This window comes from Pseudomonas sp. GQ91, from assembly GCF_059758795.1.
The window spans coordinates 226,957-246,876 of record NZ_JCAXED010000008.1 but is presented as its reverse complement, the minus strand read 5'-3'; the positions used below and the strand labels follow the sequence as shown (position 1 = coordinate 246,876).

At 58.8% G+C, this 19,920-nt stretch carries 17 protein-coding genes; 9 read left to right on the top strand and 8 right to left on the bottom strand.

Features of this window, described 5'->3' with window-relative positions:
* The first annotated feature begins 25 nt into the window (after positions 1 to 25).
* A complete protein-coding gene (locus AC6CIA_RS14535; RefSeq protein WP_498312912.1) occupies positions 26 to 679 on the top strand; it encodes an HAD family hydrolase in 654 nt (217 codons plus the stop codon).
* Positions 680 to 827: 148 nt separating this feature from the next.
* Here the strand turns inward: AC6CIA_RS14535 and AC6CIA_RS14530 are convergent, their stop codons facing one another.
* Positions 828 to 1,790, bottom strand: coding sequence for a zinc-binding dehydrogenase (locus AC6CIA_RS14530; RefSeq protein ID WP_498312910.1), 963 nt, complete (start codon positions 1,788 to 1,790; stop codon positions 828 to 830).
* Positions 1,791 to 1,928: 138 nt separating this feature from the next.
* Between AC6CIA_RS14530 and AC6CIA_RS14525 the strand changes: the two genes are divergently transcribed.
* Both AC6CIA_RS14525 and AC6CIA_RS14520 read left to right on the top strand, forming a co-directional pair.
* Positions 1,929 to 4,010 (top strand): carboxy terminal-processing peptidase, encoded by a 2,082-nt coding sequence (locus AC6CIA_RS14525; protein WP_498312908.1) that lies wholly within the window; start codon positions 1,929 to 1,931, stop codon positions 4,008 to 4,010.
* Positions 4,011 to 4,127: 117 nt separating this feature from the next.
* Positions 4,128 to 5,903: a bifunctional diguanylate cyclase/phosphodiesterase gene (locus AC6CIA_RS14520; RefSeq protein WP_498312906.1), complete on the top strand. Its 1,776-nt coding sequence runs from the start codon at positions 4,128 to 4,130 to the stop codon at positions 5,901 to 5,903.
* A gap of 3 nt (positions 5,904 to 5,906) precedes the next feature.
* Here the strand turns inward: AC6CIA_RS14520 and AC6CIA_RS14515 are convergent, their stop codons facing one another.
* The 5 genes from AC6CIA_RS14515 to bamJ form a co-directional block, all read right to left on the bottom strand.
* On the bottom strand, positions 5,907 to 6,293 hold the full coding sequence (locus AC6CIA_RS14515; protein ID WP_498312999.1) for a tetratricopeptide repeat protein: 387 nt from the start codon (positions 6,291 to 6,293) through the stop codon (positions 5,907 to 5,909).
* Between the two features lies 1 nt (position 6,294).
* Positions 6,295 to 6,666 (bottom strand): hypothetical protein, encoded by a 372-nt coding sequence (locus tag AC6CIA_RS14510; protein ID WP_339530516.1) that lies wholly within the window; start codon positions 6,664 to 6,666, stop codon positions 6,295 to 6,297.
* Positions 6,663 to 6,995 carry a helix-turn-helix domain-containing protein gene (locus AC6CIA_RS14505; protein ID WP_498312904.1) on the bottom strand — a complete coding sequence of 111 codons (333 nt, stop codon included), beginning with the start codon at positions 6,993 to 6,995 and terminating at the stop codon, positions 6,663 to 6,665. Before AC6CIA_RS14505 ends, AC6CIA_RS14510 begins: the two co-directional genes overlap by 4 nt.
* Before the next feature lie 97 nt (positions 6,996 to 7,092).
* Positions 7,093 to 7,548 (bottom strand): YkvA family protein, encoded by a 456-nt coding sequence (locus AC6CIA_RS14500; RefSeq protein WP_339530596.1) that lies wholly within the window; start codon positions 7,546 to 7,548, stop codon positions 7,093 to 7,095.
* 370 nt (positions 7,549 to 7,918) lie between these two features.
* On the bottom strand, positions 7,919 to 8,656 hold the full coding sequence (gene bamJ / locus AC6CIA_RS14495; protein WP_498312902.1) for a BamJ family beta-barrel-assembly machinery protein: 738 nt from the start codon (positions 8,654 to 8,656) through the stop codon (positions 7,919 to 7,921).
* A gap of 258 nt (positions 8,657 to 8,914) precedes the next feature.
* Between bamJ and AC6CIA_RS14490 the strand changes: the two genes are divergently transcribed.
* Entirely contained in the window at positions 8,915 to 10,723 is a 1,809-nt protein-coding gene (locus AC6CIA_RS14490) for a di-heme-cytochrome C peroxidase (protein WP_498312900.1), read from the top strand.
* Positions 10,724 to 10,752: 29 nt separating this feature from the next.
* Positions 10,753 to 11,913 carry a catalase family protein gene (locus AC6CIA_RS14485; protein WP_498312997.1) on the top strand — a complete coding sequence of 387 codons (1,161 nt, stop codon included), beginning with the start codon at positions 10,753 to 10,755 and terminating at the stop codon, positions 11,911 to 11,913.
* A 126-nt stretch (positions 11,914 to 12,039) separates the two neighbouring features.
* Here the strand turns inward: AC6CIA_RS14485 and AC6CIA_RS14480 are convergent, their stop codons facing one another.
* Complete coding sequence (locus AC6CIA_RS14480; protein ID WP_339530600.1) at positions 12,040 to 12,930, bottom strand: LysR family transcriptional regulator; 891 nt, start codon at positions 12,928 to 12,930, stop codon at positions 12,040 to 12,042.
* 164 nt (positions 12,931 to 13,094) lie between these two features.
* Here AC6CIA_RS14480 and AC6CIA_RS14475 point away from each other — a divergent pair, with 164 nt between their 5' ends.
* The 4 genes from AC6CIA_RS14475 (at position 13,095) to AC6CIA_RS14460 (ending at position 18,333) form a co-directional block, all read left to right on the top strand.
* Positions 13,095 to 14,177, top strand: a complete 1,083-nt coding sequence (locus AC6CIA_RS14475) for a 4-oxalomesaconate tautomerase (RefSeq protein WP_498312898.1) — start codon at positions 13,095 to 13,097, stop codon at positions 14,175 to 14,177.
* A gap of 43 nt (positions 14,178 to 14,220) precedes the next feature.
* Entirely contained in the window at positions 14,221 to 15,537 is a 1,317-nt protein-coding gene (gene dctA, locus AC6CIA_RS14470) for a C4-dicarboxylate transporter DctA (protein ID WP_498312896.1), read from the top strand.
* A gap of 146 nt (positions 15,538 to 15,683) precedes the next feature.
* Positions 15,684 to 16,988 (top strand): CitMHS family transporter, encoded by a 1,305-nt coding sequence (locus AC6CIA_RS14465; RefSeq protein ID WP_339530526.1) that lies wholly within the window; start codon positions 15,684 to 15,686, stop codon positions 16,986 to 16,988.
* 91 nt (positions 16,989 to 17,079) lie between these two features.
* Positions 17,080 to 18,333: an OprD family porin gene (locus tag AC6CIA_RS14460; protein WP_498312894.1), complete on the top strand. Its 1,254-nt coding sequence runs from the start codon at positions 17,080 to 17,082 to the stop codon at positions 18,331 to 18,333.
* A 173-nt stretch (positions 18,334 to 18,506) separates the two neighbouring features.
* Here the strand turns inward: AC6CIA_RS14460 and AC6CIA_RS14455 are convergent, their stop codons facing one another.
* A complete protein-coding gene (locus tag AC6CIA_RS14455; RefSeq protein ID WP_498312892.1) occupies positions 18,507 to 19,874 on the bottom strand; it encodes a glutamine synthetase family protein in 1,368 nt (455 codons plus the stop codon).
* Between the last annotated feature and the right edge of the window lie 46 nt (positions 19,875 to 19,920).

Below are 19,920 nucleotides of genomic sequence, written 5' to 3'. Positions count from 1 at the left end.
AGCGTTTACTAAGGAAGCATGACTGATGGCATTGGTAATTTTTGATCTGGACGACACCTTGATTCACGGCGATTGCGCGAGCCTGTGGTGCGAACAGATGGGGCGTCTGGGCTGGGTCGACGCCGAATCGTTCATGCGTCGCAACGATGAGCTGATGGAGGCCTACAGTCAGGGCAAATTGGCCATGCAGGACTACATGGACTTCAGCCTCGAGCCGATGATCGGCCGCACGCCGGAAGAAATCGAACATCTGGTGGAACCGTGGGTGGAGGACATCATCGAACCGCTGATCTACAGCGACGCCACCAGGACCATCGCCCGGCACCGCGCCGAAGGCGACCGAATACTGGTGATCTCGGCATCGGGCACTCACCTGGTCAAGCCGATTGCGGCGCGGATCGGCATTGATGAAGTGCTGGCGATTGAGCTGGATGTCGCTCACGCGGTGTACAGCGGCCAGACCGTCGGGGTGCTGACGTACCGCGAAGGCAAGATCACCCGCCTGATGGAATGGCTGGCCCAGGAAGATCAGAGTCTGGAAGGCGCGTATTTCTACTCCGACTCACGCAACGACTTGCCGTTGTTGCTCAAGGTCGACCATCCGCAGGTGGTGAATCCTGATCCAGTGCTGCGCGAACATGCGCAAAAGGCCGGCTGGCCGATCCACCAGTGGACCTGACAGCCCTTTTCTGAATTGACCCCCACTCAAATGTGGGAGCGGGCTTGCTCGCGATCGCGGTGGACCAGTGCCAGGTTTGTTGGCTGACACACCGCAATCGCGAGCAAGCCCGCTCCCACACTTGATCCGGTTCAACGTGGGATCGTGGTCAGGCCAGCGTCTCGTCGATGACCAGCACCAGCTTGCCGGAAATCTGGTTAGTCGCCAATTCGGCAAAGGCCGCCTCGGCCTCCAGGATCGGGAACGTCTTGGCCAATTGCGGGCTCAAGCGCCCCTCGCTGAACAATGGCCATACCTGCTGCCCCAGATCACTCAACAGATCGGCCTTGAACTGATCGTCGCGGCTGCGCAGGGTCGAGCCCAACAACTGCACTCGCTTGGCCAGCACCTGCGCCAGGTCGAGCTGCGCCTGGCGCCCGCCCATCAAGCCGATCAACACCCAACGGCCATCCTGCGCGATCAGCTTGAGGTTCTGCGTCGCGTAATTGCCGCCTACCGGGTCGAGAATCACGTCGAACGGGCCAAAATCCCCCAGCGCTTCGATGCCCTCAGTCCGCACCACGCCGCCCTGGGCGCCGAGCCCTTCGCAATACGCCAGACGTTCCGCCGAGCCGACACTGACCCAGCACGGGCTGCCGAACGCCTTGCACAACTGGATGGCCGCAGAACCCACGCCACTCGCGCCAGCATGCAACAGCACCTTTTCTCCCGGCTTGAGCGCCGCCAGCTGGAACACGTTCAACCAGGCCGTGCTGTACACCTCGGGCAATGCCGCCGCCTCGGCCAACGATAAACCTTCCGGCACCGGCAGCACGTGACGCGCATCGACCACCACTTCTTCGGCCATGCCGCCGCCCGCCAGCAGCGCGCAAACCCGATCCCCGACCTGCCAGGAAGAACCGGCCCCGACTTCACTGATCACCCCGGAACACTCCAGGCCAAGGACGTGGCTCGCCCCGGCCGGTGGCGGATAGAGCCCCGCACGCTGTAATAAATCGGCCCGATTCAGTCCCGCTGCCGCCACGCGAATGCGAACTTGCCCTACATCACATGTAAGACTTGGCTCTTCAAGCCACTCCACATGACCTTCAACGCCTTGCAATGCTTTCACAGTGCCTCCATAGTGAGTCTGGACTGAGCCCGTTGCTGTTGCGTCGGGCTTTTTGCATTATGCGACCGGCCCTCATGGAACCGGCGACTTCAAAGACGGCCTAATATGCGTTATCAATTGCCCCCGCGTCGAATCAGCATGAAGCATTTGTTCCCCAGCACCGCCCTCGCTCTTTTCATTGGTCTCGGCTTGACGTCGATGTCGACCAATACGTTCGCAGCCAACAGCTGGGACAAACTTCAGCCTGATCGCGATGAGGTGATTGCCAGCCTTAACGTCGTCGAGCTGCTCAAGCGTCACCATTACAGCAAGCCGCCACTGGACGATGCACGTTCGGTGATCATCTATGAAAGCTACCTCAAGTTGCTGGATCCTTCGCGCAGCTACTTCCTGGCAAGCGATGTGGCCGAGTTCGACAAGTGGAAGACGCAGTTCGACGACTTCCTCAAGAGCGGCGACCTGCAGCCTGGCTTCACCATCTACAAGCGCTACCTGGACCGCGTCAAGGCGCGTCTGGACTTCGCTCTGGGTGAGCTGGACAAGGGCGTCGACAAGCTCGATTTCAACCAGAAGGAAACCTTGCTGGTGGATCGCAAGGACGCGCCGTGGCTGACCAGCACCGCCGCGCTGGATGACCTGTGGCGCAAGCGCGTCAAGGATGAAGTCCTGCGCCTGAAGATTGCCGGCAAAGAGCCCAAGGCGATCCAGGAGCTGTTGACCAAGCGCTACAAGAATCAACTCGCGCGTCTGAACCAGACCCGTGCCGAAGATATCTTTCAGGCCTACATCAACACCTTCGCAATGTCTTACGACCCGCACACCAATTATCTGTCACCGGATAACGCGGAAAATTTCGATATCAATATGAGTCTGTCGCTGGAAGGCATCGGTGCCGTCCTGCAAAGTGACAACGATCAGGTCAAGATCGTGCGCCTGGTGCCGGCAGGCCCGGCGGACAAGACCAAGCAGGTTGCACCGGCCGACAAGATCATCGGCGTGGCCCAGGGCGATAAGGAAATGGTCGACGTGGTCGGCTGGCGCCTGGACGAAGTGGTCAAGCTGATCCGCGGGCCGAAAGGCAGTGTCGTGCGCCTGGAAGTGATTCCGCACACCAACGCACCCAACGATCAGACCAGCAAAGTCGTGTCCATCACCCGTGAAGCGGTGAAGCTGGAAGACCAGGCGGTGAAGAAGTCGGTGCTCAACCTCAAGCAGGATGGCAAGGACTACAAGCTTGGAGTGATTGAAATCCCGGCGTTCTACCTGGACTTCAAGGCGTTCCGTGCCGGTGATCCGGACTACAAGAGCACCACTCGCGACGTCAAGAAATTGCTGACCGAGTTGCAGAAAGAGAAAGTCGACGGCGTGGTCATCGACCTGCGCAACAATGGCGGGGGCTCGTTGCAGGAAGCCACCGAACTGACCAGCCTGTTTATCGACAAGGGTCCGACCGTGTTGGTACGCAACGCTGACGGTCGCGTGGATGTGCTGGAAGACGAGAACCGCGGCGCCTTCTACAAAGGGCCGATGGCATTGCTGGTCAACCGTCTCTCGGCCTCGGCCTCGGAAATCTTCGCCGGTGCGATGCAGGACTATCACCGCGCGCTGATCGTCGGCGGGCAGACCTTCGGCAAAGGCACGGTGCAGACCATTCAACCGCTCAACCATGGCGAATTGAAGCTGACCCTGGCCAAGTTCTACCGGGTTTCCGGCCAGAGCACCCAGCATCAGGGCGTATTGCCGGATATCGACTTCCCGTCGCTCATCGACACCAAGGAAATCGGCGAAAGCGCGTTGCCCGAAGCCATGCCGTGGGACACCATCCGCCCGGCTATCAAGCCCGCGTCGGACCCGTTCAAACCGTATCTGGCGCAGCTCAAAAGCGACCACGATATTCGCTCAGCCAAAGATGCCGAGTTCGTGTTTATCCGCGACAAACTGGCGTTGGCCAAGAAGTTGATGGCCGAAAAAACCGTCAGTCTCAATGAAGTGGATCGTCGCGCGCAGCATACCGACATCGAAAACCAACAGCTCGCACTGGAAAACATCCGCCGCAAGGCCAAAGGTGAAGACCCGCTCAAAGAGCTGAAGAAGGAAGACGAAGATGCGTTGCCGACCGAGCCTGAAAAGACCAAGCCGGAGGATGACGCCTACCTGGCCGAGACCGGTCGGATTCTGTTGGACTACCTGAAAATCAGCAAGACGGTAGCCAAGCAGTAAATGATGGCAATTTGACGTGATCGCTGATTGGATCGTCATCAAATAGACATCATTCTGTCGTGAAATAAAGGACCGCGCGCCCCAGGCTCGCGGTCCTTTTTTTTGGCAGAGACCACCATGACTATGACCGAACAGCTGTATGCCCTGGGCTCCATCCTGGCCCAAGGCAGTTTGCACAGTCTGTTCCAACCGATTATTTCCATCTCCGAGCGGCGTATCGTCGGCTACGAAGCGCTCAGTCGCGGTCCGTCCAACAGCGCCCTGCACTCGCCTCTCGTACTGTTTTCAGTGGCCCGGCACGCCGGACGTCTCAATGAGCTGGAAATGGCTTGCCGTCACAGCGCGTGTCGACGGTTCAGCGAGCAAAAGCTGCCGGGCAAACTGTTTATCAATGTCTCGCCGGAATCGTTACTGGAGACCGCCCATCAACCCGGACGAACCCTGCAAATGCTGCATGACGTCGGGATCGCCCCCAATCAGGTAGTGATCGAACTCACCGAGCAGAGTCCGACCGACGACTTTCAACTGCTGCAAACCGCGCTCCATCACTACCGTGCCATGGGTTTTTCGATTGCCCTGGATGACTTGGGCGCGGGCTATTCCAGCCTGCGACTGTGGTCCGAGCTGCGCCCGGATTACGTGAAAATCGACCGACACTTTATCGACGGCATTCATCAGGACGCGCTGAAACGCGAGTTCGTCGGTTCAATCCTGCAAATCGCCCGGGCATCCCGCGCCCAGGTGATTGCCGAAGGCATCGAGTTGCAGGAGGAACTGGCGGTGCTGACGGAAATGGGTGTCGACCTGATCCAGGGTTATTTGCTCTGCCGGCCTCAAGAGCAGCCACCCCAGGAGGCACGGTTACTGCTGTCCAGACCGGACAACAGCAACGCCACGCTCAACGATGAAGCCAGCGACCTCAGCGCCCTGCTCAACGAGCAGCCAGCCGTGGCTCAGAACACTGCCACCGCCCAGGTATTGGAAGCGTTCCGGCGCCAAGCCAATCTCAACTCGCTGGCGGTGCTGGATGAGCGCGGCCAGCCCGTGGGCATCGTGCACCGGCATTCGCTGTCCGATGCCTTGCTCAAACCCTTTGCCACTGACCTGTTTGCGCGCAAACCCATCAGTCGCTTGATGAGTGATGACTTCCTGGCGGTCGAGTTGAGCCAATCGTTGCAACAAGTCAGCCGCCTGCTCACCAGCCGTGCCCGGCAGCGTATCGAAGAAGACTTCATCATCACCCTCAACGGCAATTATCTGGGATTGGGTCGGGTGATCGACGTGCTCAAGTTGATTACCGAGCTGAAAATCCAGCAGGCTCGCTACGCCAACCCGCTGACCCTGCTGCCGGGGAACGTGCCGATTCAGCAGTGCCTGACACGGCTGTTGCAGCAGCAGCGCGAATCGGTGATTTGTTATGTGGATATCGACAGTTTCAAACCCTTCAACGATATCTACGGTTACGGCCGTGGCGATGAAGTGTTGCTCTGCCTGGCGCAATGCCTGACCGACCGGATAGACCCCAGCCGTGATTTTGTCGGGCACATTGGCGGCGATGATTTTCTGCTGGTGCTGGGCGCCCAGGATTGGCGCAAGCGCCTCAACCAGTTGCTGGATGATTTCCAGACCCAGTGTCGACGCTTCTACCGCAGCGAACACCTGGAGGCGGGCTGCTTTGTCGCGCTGAATCGCCAAGGCGTGCGGCAGGAGTTTGCGTTGCTGTCACTGTCCATTGGCGTGGTGCATTTACACCCGCACAGCTGTGGACAACTGAATGCCAGCCAACTGGCCGAACTGGCGTCGCAGGCCAAGCATCACGCGAAGAATGTGGCGGGATACAGCATTCATGTGATTGACAGCCGGCAGCGGCAAGCGGATCCCATCGACCTGTAGCGATCAGAGTTGTTCCAGGCGAATTTGCGCGAGCGGGTGTCCTGCCTTGGCCGCGATTTTCCACCAACGTGCGGCCTCTATCGGATCCGGAGCCTTGCCCAGGCTACCCGCCAGGCTCAACACGCCGACCTGATAGGCCGCCTTGCCGTCACCGGCCTGGGCAGCCAGGCGCAGCAGGCGCACACCTTCCTCACGCGCCCCGAGGCCTTGACCACGAAAGGTCAGGATGTGCCCGTAAAAGCTCTGCGCTTGCACATTGCCCAGGTTGGCCATGCGTGCGAACTGACCTTCCATCCAGTGCCAGGCACGGGGTTGGCGCATGACCCAGGACCAGTGAAACAATTTGCGCGCCAACCAGTAACTGGCATACGCCCTGAGTTTCCAGAGCATCTCAGGCCTGCGCCGTTTCAGGGTAATCATACTCAAACACTCGGACCACCTCCGAGGCGTGCCATGATGCGGCAGCCACGCCATCGGACGGACCGCAAAAACGCCCCAGGCGCTCCACACACTCGAAAAACCCGGTACGTGGCAAACGGCTTGCCCCCTGGCTGATCACCAGGGAACTGCGCAATGGCTGATCGGCCTTGGCATCCAGGGCCGCCAGGTGCTCCAGCGCCGCTGTCAGGGTTTGCATGGCCGGCGTTGGAAATTGCAGACGTTCCAGCAACGCGCGATAAGTCAAAAGGTGTCGCTGGCGCCGGGCCTGATCGAGTTCGTTGAGCAATCCATCCCAATGTTGACGGCTGATGCGCAGACTCACATTTCTTCCCTCCAACCGGCGATTCCCAGTTCCCAGGCCAGGCTGCGGCGAATGGCAGCGTCCGGCTGGCGCTCGCCACTTTCAATCAACCCCAGGTAAGACGGGCTGATGCCCACGGTGCGGGCCAGGGCTTCAATGGCCAGGCCCTTCGCTTCGCGCAAGCTGCGCAGTTGCGCCAATGGGTGCAACGCCCGCTCGGCAGCGGGACTTGAAGATGGCGTCGACGCCTGTTGATGCAGGCCGGCGGCGTTTAACAGCGCCTCGTACTGATCCCATGGCAGTACCGCGTATTCGGGCTTGCCATCCCGTGAAATTATTTGAATATCCATGACCGCCCCGTAGGATTACAACACTTACTAAGTAAGTACTTTCCGTATGAGTGTAATCCTAACAGTCCTGAAGGGCGCGGGGGGATAGTTGGCGTCTTCAGTTTTTTTTCGGGTTTTCCGCCTGCAAGAGCTGAGGCGTGGCAGGTAGGCGCTCCACCACCACCAGCTTTTCCGGGCGCTGGCGCTCACGCCAGGCACGGAAAGCACTCAGTTCGCCGTCCAGGGTCTTCATGACCCAGGCCAATACCGCGATGTCGTCCAGCATGCCGAACATGGGCAGAAAGTCCGGAATCGCGTCAATCGGGCTGAGGAAGTACATCAGCCCCGCTACCACTGACACCAGCGCCTTGGGACTGATCGCCCGATACTCGCCGCGCCAGTACGCCAGGCACAGCGCCTGGAGCAATTTGAGATCATCCTTGAGCTTGCCCAACCGGTTACCCTGGCTGGAGCCTTTGGCGGCGACCGCGAACAATAACGTCGGCAGGCGTCCACGACCGATGAGACGGGCGGCCAAGGGCAGGAAACGGGCGAAATTCCAGGGTGCTTTCATCATCACTCCAGTCCCAGTCGAGAGAAAAGGTTATCCACACAACTTGTGGATAACCTTGTGAACAGAGCGCATTTTCACGACTGAAAGCCCCGATTTACAAGGGCCACAGTCAGATCGGGCGTTTTTTGCGCACATAAAAAAAACCCAAGATTTCATTGACTTGGAGCGCATCTGCGGCTAACCGTGCCCGACTCCTTATCTGACTGCTCTAACACGCGGGCGTTCGTTTGATTTTAGACAGGCGCCTTCTGGATATCACATCCCGTAGCCTCTGCCCTGCAAGACTCCAGGGCGGCATCCACAGAAAACACCGTCCTCCAGAAACCACAACGCCCCGTCGAGACGGGGCGTTGTGGGTTCAACCGCCGAGTTACTTGGCAGCCGGTGCCTCGGGTGCTTCAGGTGCCTCAGCCTTGGCCGGGTCCTTGATAGCCAGCAGCTCCAGGTCGAACACCAGCACCGAATTGGCTGGAATCGCCGGGCTCGGGCTCTGGGCGCCGTAGGCCAGGTCAGCCGGGATGTACAGTTTGTACTTCTCGCCGACGTGCATCAGTTGCAGGCCTTCGACCCAACCCGGGATCACGCCGCTGACCGGCAGGTCAATCGGGCTACCGCGATCCACGGAGCTGTCAAAGGTGGTGCCGTCAGTCAGCTTGCCGGTGTAGTGGACAGTCACTACGTCAGTCGGCTTTGGCTGAGCGCCATCGGCTTTCTTCACGACTTCGTACTGCAGGCCGGAAGCGGTGGTGACAACACCCGCTTTCTTGCCGTTTTCCTCGAGGAATTTCTTGCCGGCAGCTGCCGACTCTTCGCTCAACTTGGTCATACGTTCTTCGGCACGCTTTTGCAGTGCGGCGAACGCTTCTACCAGCTCATCATCTTTCAGCTTCTGTTCTTTCTTGCCGACGGCATCTTCAATGCCTTGGGCAACCGCTTTGGAGTCCAGGTCATCCATACCTTCCTGAGCCAGGCTTTTGCCCATGTTCAGGCCGATACCGTAGGAAGCTTTCTGCGCCGGGGTTTTCAGCTCTACGCTGGTTTGCGAATCACAACCCGCAAGTACCAGGCTAACCAGGGCCACCGCCGCCGCCAACCGATGCTGTTTCATGCTATTTCCTTGTTCATGCGCCAAAAGGGCAATCGAATAAAGTCGCGAGCTTATCAGGCGGCCACGACCAATGGCTACCGGCATCTGAGCAGGAAACTTCTGATAAGTTCACGTGTTTAAAAGCATTTTCATCTATTCCAGGGCCCTGCGACGGCCTGCGGGACGATTGAAAAGCGACTCGGCACGCCGATCATGGCCACTTGCCGCATACTGCGCCGAATGGCATAAGAACCTGACAACTCGACAAGGATAGTTATCTTGCGCATTTTTTCCCGTGTATTACTGCTGATCGCGGCGTTGCTGGTACTGATACTGGCGGTGGTGCTCTATTACGTGGTCAATCCGAAACTGCCGGACTATGTGCCCGTGAAGCACGTGCATTTCCAGGATCAGTGGAGCGCCGCCGACCGCCAGACGTACTATTTCACGCCCCAGGGCACCCAGGTCAAGGGCTTGCGTTATGAGTGGTTCACCGCCCTGGAACTGCCGTTCTCCGAACAGCGTTTTGCGGCGCCCGAGTACCTGGCGCGCTTCGGCTTTCTGGTAGAGCCCGGGCAGCGGGCCACACCCTCGAACCCCGGCAACCTGCCAGTGGGGTTTACCCGGCATCAAAACCCGGGCAGCAACGACGAATTTCTCGACATCACCTGCGCTGCCTGCCACACCGGCGAATTACGTTTCAACGGCCAGGCCTTGCGCGTCGACGGTGGCGCGGCCCAACACGTGCTGCCTTCCAGTGTGCCGACCTTGCGTGGCGGCAGCTTCGGCCAGGCCCTGGTGGCCAGCCTCGCCTCCACCTATTACAACCCGTGGAAGTTCAAGCGTTTCGCCCACAACGTGCTGGGTAATCAGTACGACGCCCAATACGATCAACTGCGCGAGGACTTCAAGACGTCCTTGGATACCTTCCTCAAAGTCGCCTGGAATGACACGCATCGTGGCCTCTACCCCACCGAAGAAGGACCGGGCCGCACTGACGCGTTCGGCCGTATCGCCAATGCGAGTTTTGGCGATGCCATTTCCCCCGATAACTACCGCATTGCCAACGCGCCGGTGGATTACCCGCAATTGTGGGACATGTGGAGGTTCGACTGGGTGCAATGGAACGGCTCGGCCCAGCAGCCCATGGCGCGGAATATCGGTGAGGCGCTAGGCGTTGGCGCGACCCTGGCCTTTTTCGACAGCGCCGGCCAACCGCTCAAGGGCGACGCGCGCTACCCATCCAGCGTGCGCGTGCGCGACTTGAACCTGATCGAGGAAACCCTGCAACGGCTCAAGCCGCCGACCTGGCCGGAGCAATTGTTCGGTGCCGTTGACAAACCATTGGCCGCCCAAGGTCGTGCCCTGTTCAGCGAAAACTGCGCCGGCTGTCACGTGCCCAGTGTCACGCAGGAAAACGGCCGCCCGGTGCAACACCTGAAAATGCTCCCGGTGGACGCCATCGGCACCGACCCCGGCACCGCCAACAACATTGCCGATCACCGCTACGACCTCAGCGCCTTGCAGTGGGATACGAGCGAGCTGGCACCGTTGAACGTCGAACTGCATCCGACGCCCACGGAACCCTTGGACCTGAGCACGCTGTCGGTGGCCAAGGGCCTGGCGTATGTCACAGCGTTTGTCGGAGAACAGGCCTACCGCGCAGCAGGTGTGACGCCGGAAGAACGTCCGCGCCTGGACGGCTACGGTTTGCCGATTGGCGTGCGTGAACTGCGGGCCTACAAGGCTCGTCCGCTGGCCGGGGTCTGGGCCACCCCGCCGTTCCTGCACAACGGCTCGGTGCCAACGATCTACCAATTGCTCTCCCCTCAGGACGAGCGCAGCCGCACCTTCTATAAAGGCACCTTCGATTACGACCCGCGCCATTTGGGCTATCGTACCGAAGCCTTTAAAAACGCATTCCTGTTCGATACCGCAATCACCGGCAACCACAACAGCGGCCACGAATTCCGTGCCGGCAAGCGTGGCAACGGGGTCATCGGTCGAGCGCTTGCGCCGCAGGAGCGCTGGGCGTTGCTGGAATACCTGAAAGTACTCGGCGGCCCGCTGGAGCAACAACTGCCATGACCTCCTCTCTTCGCCACAAGGATCGTCCAATGCTCGCTCGACTGTGGTTGCGTCTCGGCGCATTTCTTGGCAAAACCCTGTTGTGGCTGGTCGGCCTGGGTTTGCTCGGCTGGTTGCTCTCCACACTGTGGTTTGCCTGGCAGCACAGCGGCCCGGTGTCGCCGAACGAACAGATTCCCCCCGGGGAAGCCGCGATGACCCAAGGCATCATTCAGACCGCGGTGCGCATCGTCGACCAGCACCGCGAAGGCACCCGCTACCTGCGCGATGCCCATGCCAAGGCCCACGGCTGCGTCAAGGCGCACGTCAGTGTGTTGCCGGACCTCGACCCGGCACTGCGCCAGGGCGTCTTCGCCGAACCGGGCAAGACCTGGCAGGCCATGATGCGCCTGTCGAATGGCAACGCGTATCCGCAGTTCGACAGCATCCGTGATGCGCGTGGCATGGCAATCAAGTTATTCGACGTGCCGGGCCAACAATTGCTGGCCGATCAACAAGCGCGCACGGAACAGGATTTCGTGATGTTCAGTCATCCGAATTTCTTTGTCAGTGATGTGGCGGAATATGCGCAGAACGTCGGCGCCCAGGCCGATGGCAAAAAAGTCATGGCGTTCTTCCCGAGCCTCGATCCGCGCAGTTGGCAGGTGCGCCATCTGTTTATCGCTCTCGCGACCCTGGCACCCGCGCCGGCCAGCCCGACGCAGACAACCTACTTTTCGGTATCGCCCTACAAATTCGGCACCGCCAACGCCAAGTTCCGCGTCGCCCCGGACCCGCAAAGCTGCCCGCGCTATGAGCTGCCGAAACAGAATCAGGCGCTGCCGAATTTCTTGCGCAGCGCCTTGAGCCAGCAGCTCTCCACCGACCGCATGGACGCGTGCTTCGTGTTGCAGATCCAGCGCCAGAATCCGCAAAAATACATGCCCATCGAAGACACCAGCATCGAGTGGAAGGAAAGCGATGCGCCCTACGAGACGGTCGCCAAGGTTCGCATCCCGGCTCAGGATTTTGATACACCCGCGCAGAACCTGGCCTGCGACAACCAGTCATTCAATCCCTGGTTCGGCCTGGAGGAACACCGGCCGATCGGCGGGATCAATCGCTTGCGCAAAGCGGTGTACGAAGCCGTCAGCGATTACCGGCATAGCCGCAACTCGTCGCCTCCATCCGGCTCCGCCGTGACGCAATGACAGGCATAAAAATCCCGGAATCAAACGGGCTGGTTTCCAGCCCGTTACGCAGCCAAGACAGGTATGTGCGCCCAGGACGCCGACTGGCGCATCGTCGGCACGCAGAACACCTTTACCGCGAATGGCTCATTGCGGCCATTGCTCAAGCAGTATCGAGACGAATTTTTCCGCCGCTGGCGACAGCGATGCCCCGCGCCGGTAGACCAGCCCCAACGACCTGTTCACCACAGGTTCGATGAGCGGGACGCTGACCAAGGTAGGGTGATCGTGCGATGGCATGGCCAGGCTTGGCATCGCCGATACGCCCAATCCGGCTTCCACCAGGCCCAGCGAGGTCGAAAGGTGCTGGACTTCATAGAACCACTGCGGACGCCAACTCAAGCCTGACAGCGCGTGATCCAGCAACATGCGATTCCCGCTCAGCCGCCCCACTCCGATAAGCCGGTAATCGCTGAGTTCCGACCAAGTGACTGAACTGCGTCCGGCCAATTCATGGTCGCGTCGGCAGGCCAACACAAAAGGCTCTATGACCAGCGGCACGAACTCGATGTCCGGATGCTGGCCACTCATCATGTTGATACCAAAATCGGCCTCCCCACGCAGAACAGCCTCAAGCCCTTCATTCGCACTCAGGTCCAGCAAGCGAATGCGGATTTTAGGGTAGCGCTCGTTATACAGGCGGATAACGGAAGGCAAGAAATAAAAAGCCGCAGTGGGGATGCAGGCCAGGGTCACCCTGCCAATCTGGCGCTCGGCGAGTTCGCGAATATTAAGAATCGACTCATCGAACTCATCCAGTAAGCGACGCGCTTTTGGCAAAAAGTCCCTGCCGACACTCGTGAGGCTGACCTTACGGGTGGTGCGATCCAGCAATTGCGTGCCCAGCCCATCCTCCAGCTTTTTAATCCGACGGCTCATCGCTGGCTGAGACAGATGCAGCGCATCGGCTGCTTCGTGGAAGCTTCCAAGTTCGGCGATTTTCACAAAAGATCGTATGTCGTTCAGCTCATAATCCATTTGTCTTCTTCCCAGCAAAAGGGTCGGATCATAATTTAGCTCAAATAATACATTCGTCAAACGCAATAATTACGACGATTTTTGCATTGGAAACATTTTTAAAAGCTTGAGACTCTTGCTCCAAGAGCATCAATTAAGCCGATTGATTTACAAGAGTCTGTGTCATGCAAAGAATTCCCTGTGTGTTAATGCGCGGTGGTACCTCCAAAGGCCCGGTTTTCCTTGCCTGGGATTTGCCTACAGCCGTTGAGGCCCGTGACGAGCTACTGCTCAACTTGATGGGTTCCGGTCATGAACTGGAAATCGACGGCATTGGCGGTGGTAGCCCGCAAACCAGCAAAGTCGCGATCGTCAGCCCGTCGTTGCACCCCGAAGCGGATGTCGATTACCTGTTCGTGCAGGTGATGGTTTCGCAACGCCGCGTCGACAGCGCTCCCAACTGCGGCAACATGCTGTGTGCCGTCGGTCCATTCGCGATCGAACAAGGCCTGGTTAAAGCCTGCGCTGGACACACTCGTGTGCGCATTCGCAATTTGAACACGGGGACATTTGTCAATTCCGAGGTATACACACCGGAGGGTAACGTCAGTTATGAGGGCGACACCGCAATCGACGGCGTGCCCGGTACTGCCGCGCCAGTGCAACTGACGTTCCTTGATGCCGCCGGCAGCAAGACGGGCAAGCTCTTCCCTACCGGAAATACCCAGGACGTGTTCGATGGCATTCCCGTGACCTGCATCGACATGGCCATGCCAATGCTGCTCGTCCACGCCAGCCAACTGGGCAAACGTGGCGATGAAAGCCCCGCTGACCTCGACGCAGATAAGGAATTTCTGCAGCGCCTTGAGTCATTGCGGCTCCAGGCCGGCCTCGCGATGGGCCTGGGCGATGTCAGCGACAAGGTGATCCCCAAGCCTGTACTGATCTCACCTGCCAAAGCGGGCGGTACGATTCAGGTTCGCTATTTCATGCCGCATAACTGCCATCGGGCCCTTGCCATTACCGGCTCCATCGGCCTGGCCACCGCATGCGTGGTTGAGGGCAGCGTCGTCGCGCAGATGCTCGGGGGCACCAGCACCCCACGCCTGGAACATGTTCGTATCGAGCATCCAAGCGGCGGGATTGACATCGTATTGTCCTACACCGGGGTCAATGGCGAGACAATCCAGGCGTCGGTAATACGCACCGCACGCAGGCTGTTCTCCGGTTACGTTTACGCCACGGACTCTCAGCGACTCGCCGGATAACGCCAGCGGTCGTTGGCATTTTTGCATCCGTACAATTCTAAAAATGGGTGATGCCATGAAAGTTGTTAAATCGCTCTACTTCCAGATCCTTTGCGCTGTGCTGCTGGGTATCGTGGTCGGGCACTTCTGGGCCCAGCAAGCCATCGCACTCAAGCCGCTGGGTGACGCGTTCATCAAGCTCATCAAGATGATGATCGCGCCCGTGGTTTTCTGCACCATTGTCACCGGCATCGCGGGGATGAGCGACAAGCGCTCACTTGGGCGCCTGCTCAGCAAGACGATGCTGCTATTCCTCGGCCTCACCGTGATCAGTCTTGTCATTGGCCTTGTGGCGGTCTATCTGTTCAAGCCGGGCGCAGGCATGAACATTGATCCCAGCCAGTTGAGCACCAGCGGCCTGGACCAGTACACGGAGTCGGCCGCACAGCTTGGGGTGGTGGAATTTTTCATGCATATCATCCCGGAAACCTTTATCGGTGCGTTCAGTAAGGGTGAAGTACTGCCCGTGCTGTTTATTGCGGTGCTATCCGGCTTTGCCCTGTCCTCGCTAGGCGAGCGTGGCAGACCGGTGCTGGACATACTGGAATCCTCATCGCAAATGGTTTTCAAGATATTTGCCTACCTGATGCGTTTTGCACCGATTGGCGCCTTCGGAGCCTTGGCGTTCACCGTAGGCCAGTACGGCATTACCTCACTGGGTTCACTGGCGAAGTTGATCATGACCTTGTATGTCGCCTGCGGCTTCTTTGTCTTCGTGGTACTGGGCAGCATTTGTCGCGCTCACGGCTTCAGCCTCTGGAGCCTGTTGAAGTATTTGCGGGAAGAGTTCCTGGTGGTACTCGGAACGTCTTCCACGGAACCCGTGATGCCACGCATGCTGGAAAAGCTTGAAGCATTGGGCTGCAAGAAAGGCGTGGTGGGTCTGGTACTGCCAACCGGTTATTCGTTCAACCTGGACGGGACTGCCATCTATTTATCGTTGGCTGCCCTCTTCATTGCCCAGGCTTGCAACATTGAACTGGGCCTTACACAAATCCTCACCATGCTGGCGATCATGCTCTTGTCTTCCAAAGGCGCCGCTGGCGTTACCGGCAGCGGTTTTGTCGCCCTGGCCTCGACGCTGACCGTGATTCACGACATTCCGTTGGCGGGCCTGGCATTGCTGATCGGCGTAGATCGCTTCATGTCTGAAGCGCGCGCACTGACCAGCCTGGCCAGCAACGCCGTGGCCACCATTGTGATTTCGCTTTCGGAAAATGCCTGCAATCGCCAGACGCTGGCTCGGGTCCTGGACGGAAAGTCCTTTGCGGCTGAGCCATGCGCTCCCGAAAAACACTTGGGAAGCCTTGAACGTCACTGAATACCTGTCGTGAAGAGCAGATAACGCTTTTCCAGAATTTACTGTAAACCCTTCTCACAGGCACCACTGAGCGTGGCGCCTGGCGGGTAAGGGATCGTGCGCCTCGGCGCCAGACACTTTAACGATAACAACAAGAGAATACTCCTATGCTCGCTTTCCTTGGCCTGGCCATGGTGGTCGTATTCACCGTGCTCATCATGACTAAGCGCTTGTCGCCGATTGTCGCCCTTACGGTTGTCCCCATCGTTTTCGCCGTCATCGGCGGTTTTGGCGGAACGACCGGCAAGATGATGCTCGACGGCCTGAAAATGGTCGCACCGTCAGCAGCCCTGCTGTTATTTGCGATCCTGTTTTTTGGCTTGATGATCGACGCTGGCCTGTTCGACCCGCTGATCCGCAAGATTTTGAAGCGCGTCAACGGTGACCCGATGAAAATCGCGGTCGGTACCGCGCTTCTGTCGCTGCTGGTGGCACTCGACGGCGATGGCACCACGACCTACATGATTACTTGCGCGGCCATGCTGCCTCTGTATAAACGCATCGGCATGAACCCGATGATCCTGGCAACCATCTCCATGCTGTCATTGAGCATCATGAGCGGCATGACGCCCTGGGGTGGCCCTGCGACTCGGGCGATCGCAGCGCTGGGCCTGGATGCCGGCGAATATTTCGTGCCTTTGCTTCCGACCATGATAGGCGGTGCGATGTGGGTGGTGTTCACAGCGTTTCTACTGGGCCGGGCCGAGCGCAAGCGGATAGGTAATGTCCAACTGCAAAGCGGCGGCGGCAATTGCTACATCAACGCGATCCTTGAAGATACCCCGCACAAGCGTCCGAAGCTGGCATACGTCAACCTGGTGCTGGTGATGGCCGTGATGGTGGCCCTCGTCATGGGACTGATGCACTCGGCGATCCTGTTCCTGATCGGCTTTGTGCTGGCGCTGATGATCAACTACCCACAACTGGACATTCAAAAGGAACGCATCCTGGCCCACTCGGGCAATGCCATGACCGTGGTGTTGCTGGTGTTTGCAGCGGGGATCTTTGCCGGGATTTTCTCTGGAACCAAGATGGTCGACGCGCTGGCGCAAACCCTGGTCGACTGGATTCCGCCGTCGTGGGGGCATCTGTTCCCGCTAGTGGTGGCGATCACCAGCATGCCGCTGACCTTCGTGTTGTCCAACGACGCCTATTATTTTGGTGTAGTGCCGATCCTGGCCAATGCCGCCGCCGCTTACGGCATTGACCCCGTCGAAATCGCCAGGGCGTCCATTCTGGGCCAGCCCGTCCACCTGATGAGCCCTCTGGTCGCCTCGACCTTGTTGCTGGTGGGCATGGTCGATCGCGATATCGGCGATTTTCAGAAAGCCACCGTCAAATGGGCGGTGCTGACCTCCCTGGTCGTGACCGCCCTGGCCTTGCTGACCGGCGCCATAAGCCTGTTCGCCTGAGTCACCCAACGCTTCTGTCGCATTCCAACGCGCCTCATTCGCGAGGCGCGCAACGCCTTGCACTCCAAATAACAACAATGAGTCGTTTGCCATGAACATTCCGTATTCCCGTCAGGCCCTGTTTTGCGCTTTAGGTGTGTTGCCAGTCGCCGGTGTCAGCGCCGAAGGTTTTATCGACGACAGCAAACTCAAGCTGCAACTGCGCAACGTGTATTTCAACGAGAACTTTCGCGACGAGCACGGCTTGAGCCCACGAGCGGCGAGAACAGCAAAAAGTGAACGCACCGAGTGGGCCCAAGGATTCCTGCTGGATTATCAGTCCGGATTTACACCGGGCACCGTGGGGTTCGGCCTGGATGCCCTGGGGCTGTATGGCGTAAAACTCGACTCAGGTCGTGGCCGCAGCGGTACCGGGCTGCTGCCGGTGCATGATGATGGTCGATCGGCCGACGAGTTCGCCAGCGCCGGCGCTACAGCAAAAGCCAGGTTTGCCAAGACGACCGTCAAGTACGGCACATTGTTGCCCAAGACCCCGGTGCTGATTTACAACGACGCGAGAGTGCTACCGCAAACGTACCAAGGCACCCAAATCACCAGCAGCGACATCGAGAACCTCACCGTCACCGGGGGGCATCTGGACCGATTCAAACTGCGCGACTCCACAAACAGCGTGCCGATCATTCCTGACGGCTACAGCGGCGAAAAGTCCGGAGATTTCAATTACGCCGGGGCCGACTACAAGTGGGGCAAAAACATTCGCCTGAGCTATTTCTATGGAGAGCTCGATAATTTTTATCGACAGAACTTCGCAGGCATTCAGCACGATCTGCCGTTGGCCGGTGGCGTGCTGACCAGCGACCTTCGCTACTTCAACAGCGTCGATGCCGGCGCGGCCTACTCCGGCAAAATCGACAATGACATGCTCAGTGGCCAACTGTCCTACGCGATCGCGGGCCATACCGTCGGCGGCGGCTACCAGACCTTGAGCGGCGATGCCGGTTTACCCTACATCAGCGGCGCAAGCGTCTATTCATTCAGTAACGCCGGCATTGGTAAATTCATCGAGGAGGACGAGAAGACCTGGATGCTTAGCTACGGCTACAACTTCGCGAACGTAGGCGTGCCAGGCTTGACCTTCTTCACACGCTACCTGAGTGGGAATGACGGTAAGTCCACGACCACGGTCAAGGAATGGGAGCGTGACGCCGAGCTGGCCTACGTCGTGCAGACAGGCACGCTCAAGGGACTGGGAGTGCGCCTGCGCAACTATGTCTACCGTTCGGACTTCTCGCGGGGCCGTGACAGTAACCGGCTCTACCTCACCTATGACATAGCCCTTTGGTAAGCCTCCCATAGCAATCCTCGCGGCCACCTTCTCAAGCCACCAGCAGGGGGACCACATTAGGTAGGCCGCCCTGCTGGTGTCTTCAGCGATCGACTCAGGCACCGGTGTCGGACGCCTGGAGAGACACGCCGTCGGCATCAGTTAACGTATACAGCTTGCTGGTGGGCCAGCATTCATGCGTGAGTGAGGTACCAGCGCCAGTCCTGCTCGCCGACTTCAGCATTGAATTTACGGAACTCGCGCCACTTGATCGCCAGGAACACTTTCAGGAATTCAGCGCCCAGCACCTCGTGTGCCCAGGTTGAACGTTGCAATGCCTGCAACGCTGTAAGCCAGTCGGTGGGTAGAAAATCGGTCGCCTGTTCATAGCCATTGCCCTCAATCGCCGCGCCAGGATCGCTTTGATGAGTGATGCCGTAGTGAATGCCCGCGAGTACTGCGGCCGCGGCGAGATAGGGGTTGGCATCGGCACCGCAAATGCGATGTTCGATGTGCCGGCTTATCGCAGGGCCGCCGGGCACGCGGAACGACACCGTACGATTGTTGACGCCCCAACTTTTGGCCAGCGGCGCGTAACTGCCAGTCTGGAACCTGCGATATGAGTTGGCATGGGGGCAAAATATCGCCAGCGAGTCAAACAAGGTCGCCATCATCCCTCCAATGGAGTGACGCAACAGCGGCGTGCCCTGTGGGTCTTCGCTCGCATACAGGTTATTGCCCTGCTCGTCGGCCAGGCTGACGTGCAGGTGCAGACCGCTACCGGCCTGATCACTGAACGGCTTGGCCATGAAGCATGCTTGCAGCCCGTGTTTGTTGGCCACTCCCTTGACCAGGCGTTTGTAACGCACGCCTTCATCAATGGCCTGGAGTGCGTCGAAACGATGTTCCAGCGTCAACTCGAGCTGGCCCGGAGCATACTCGGATATCGCCGTACGCACGGGTAATCCCTGTAGCGCGCAAGCACTGTAGAGATCATCAAGAAACGGTTGAAGCTGCTCCAGTTCGTAGACCCCATAAACCTGCGGAGCAACAGGGCGTACGCCATTGGTCTGCAACGCCGGCTGCGGTCGACCGTTGACGTCGCGCTGTTGGTCCAGCAGATAAAACTCCAACTCAACCGCCATTACCGGATGAAATCCATCAGCTTTCAGACGCTCAATGGTGTTCACCAGTACATGGCGCGGGTCGGCGGGGGCGGCGGGAATACCTTGGGTCGGGTGCATGCTGACCTGCACTTGACCGGTGGGATTAGTGCGCCAAGGTTGCAGGGTCAGGCTTCCTGGTAAGGGATAGGTCCAGCAATCAGCGTCAGCGACATCCCAGACCAAGCCTGTGTCGTCTACGTCCTCACCCTGCACGGTCAAGGCGAGAATGGAACTTGGCAGCGGCCGACCATTTTCGTAGATCGCCAGCAGCTCATTACGATGCAACAGTTTGCCCCGTGGAACGCCATTCGCATCGATAAGGAACAACTCGATGCTCAGCACTTCAGGGTGAGCGGCCAGATAATCCTCGGCCTCTTTTCTATCAGCAAATTGCATGTCAAACCTCTTAGCGCTCATTCAAGCGACTTGGCAGTATTTGAAA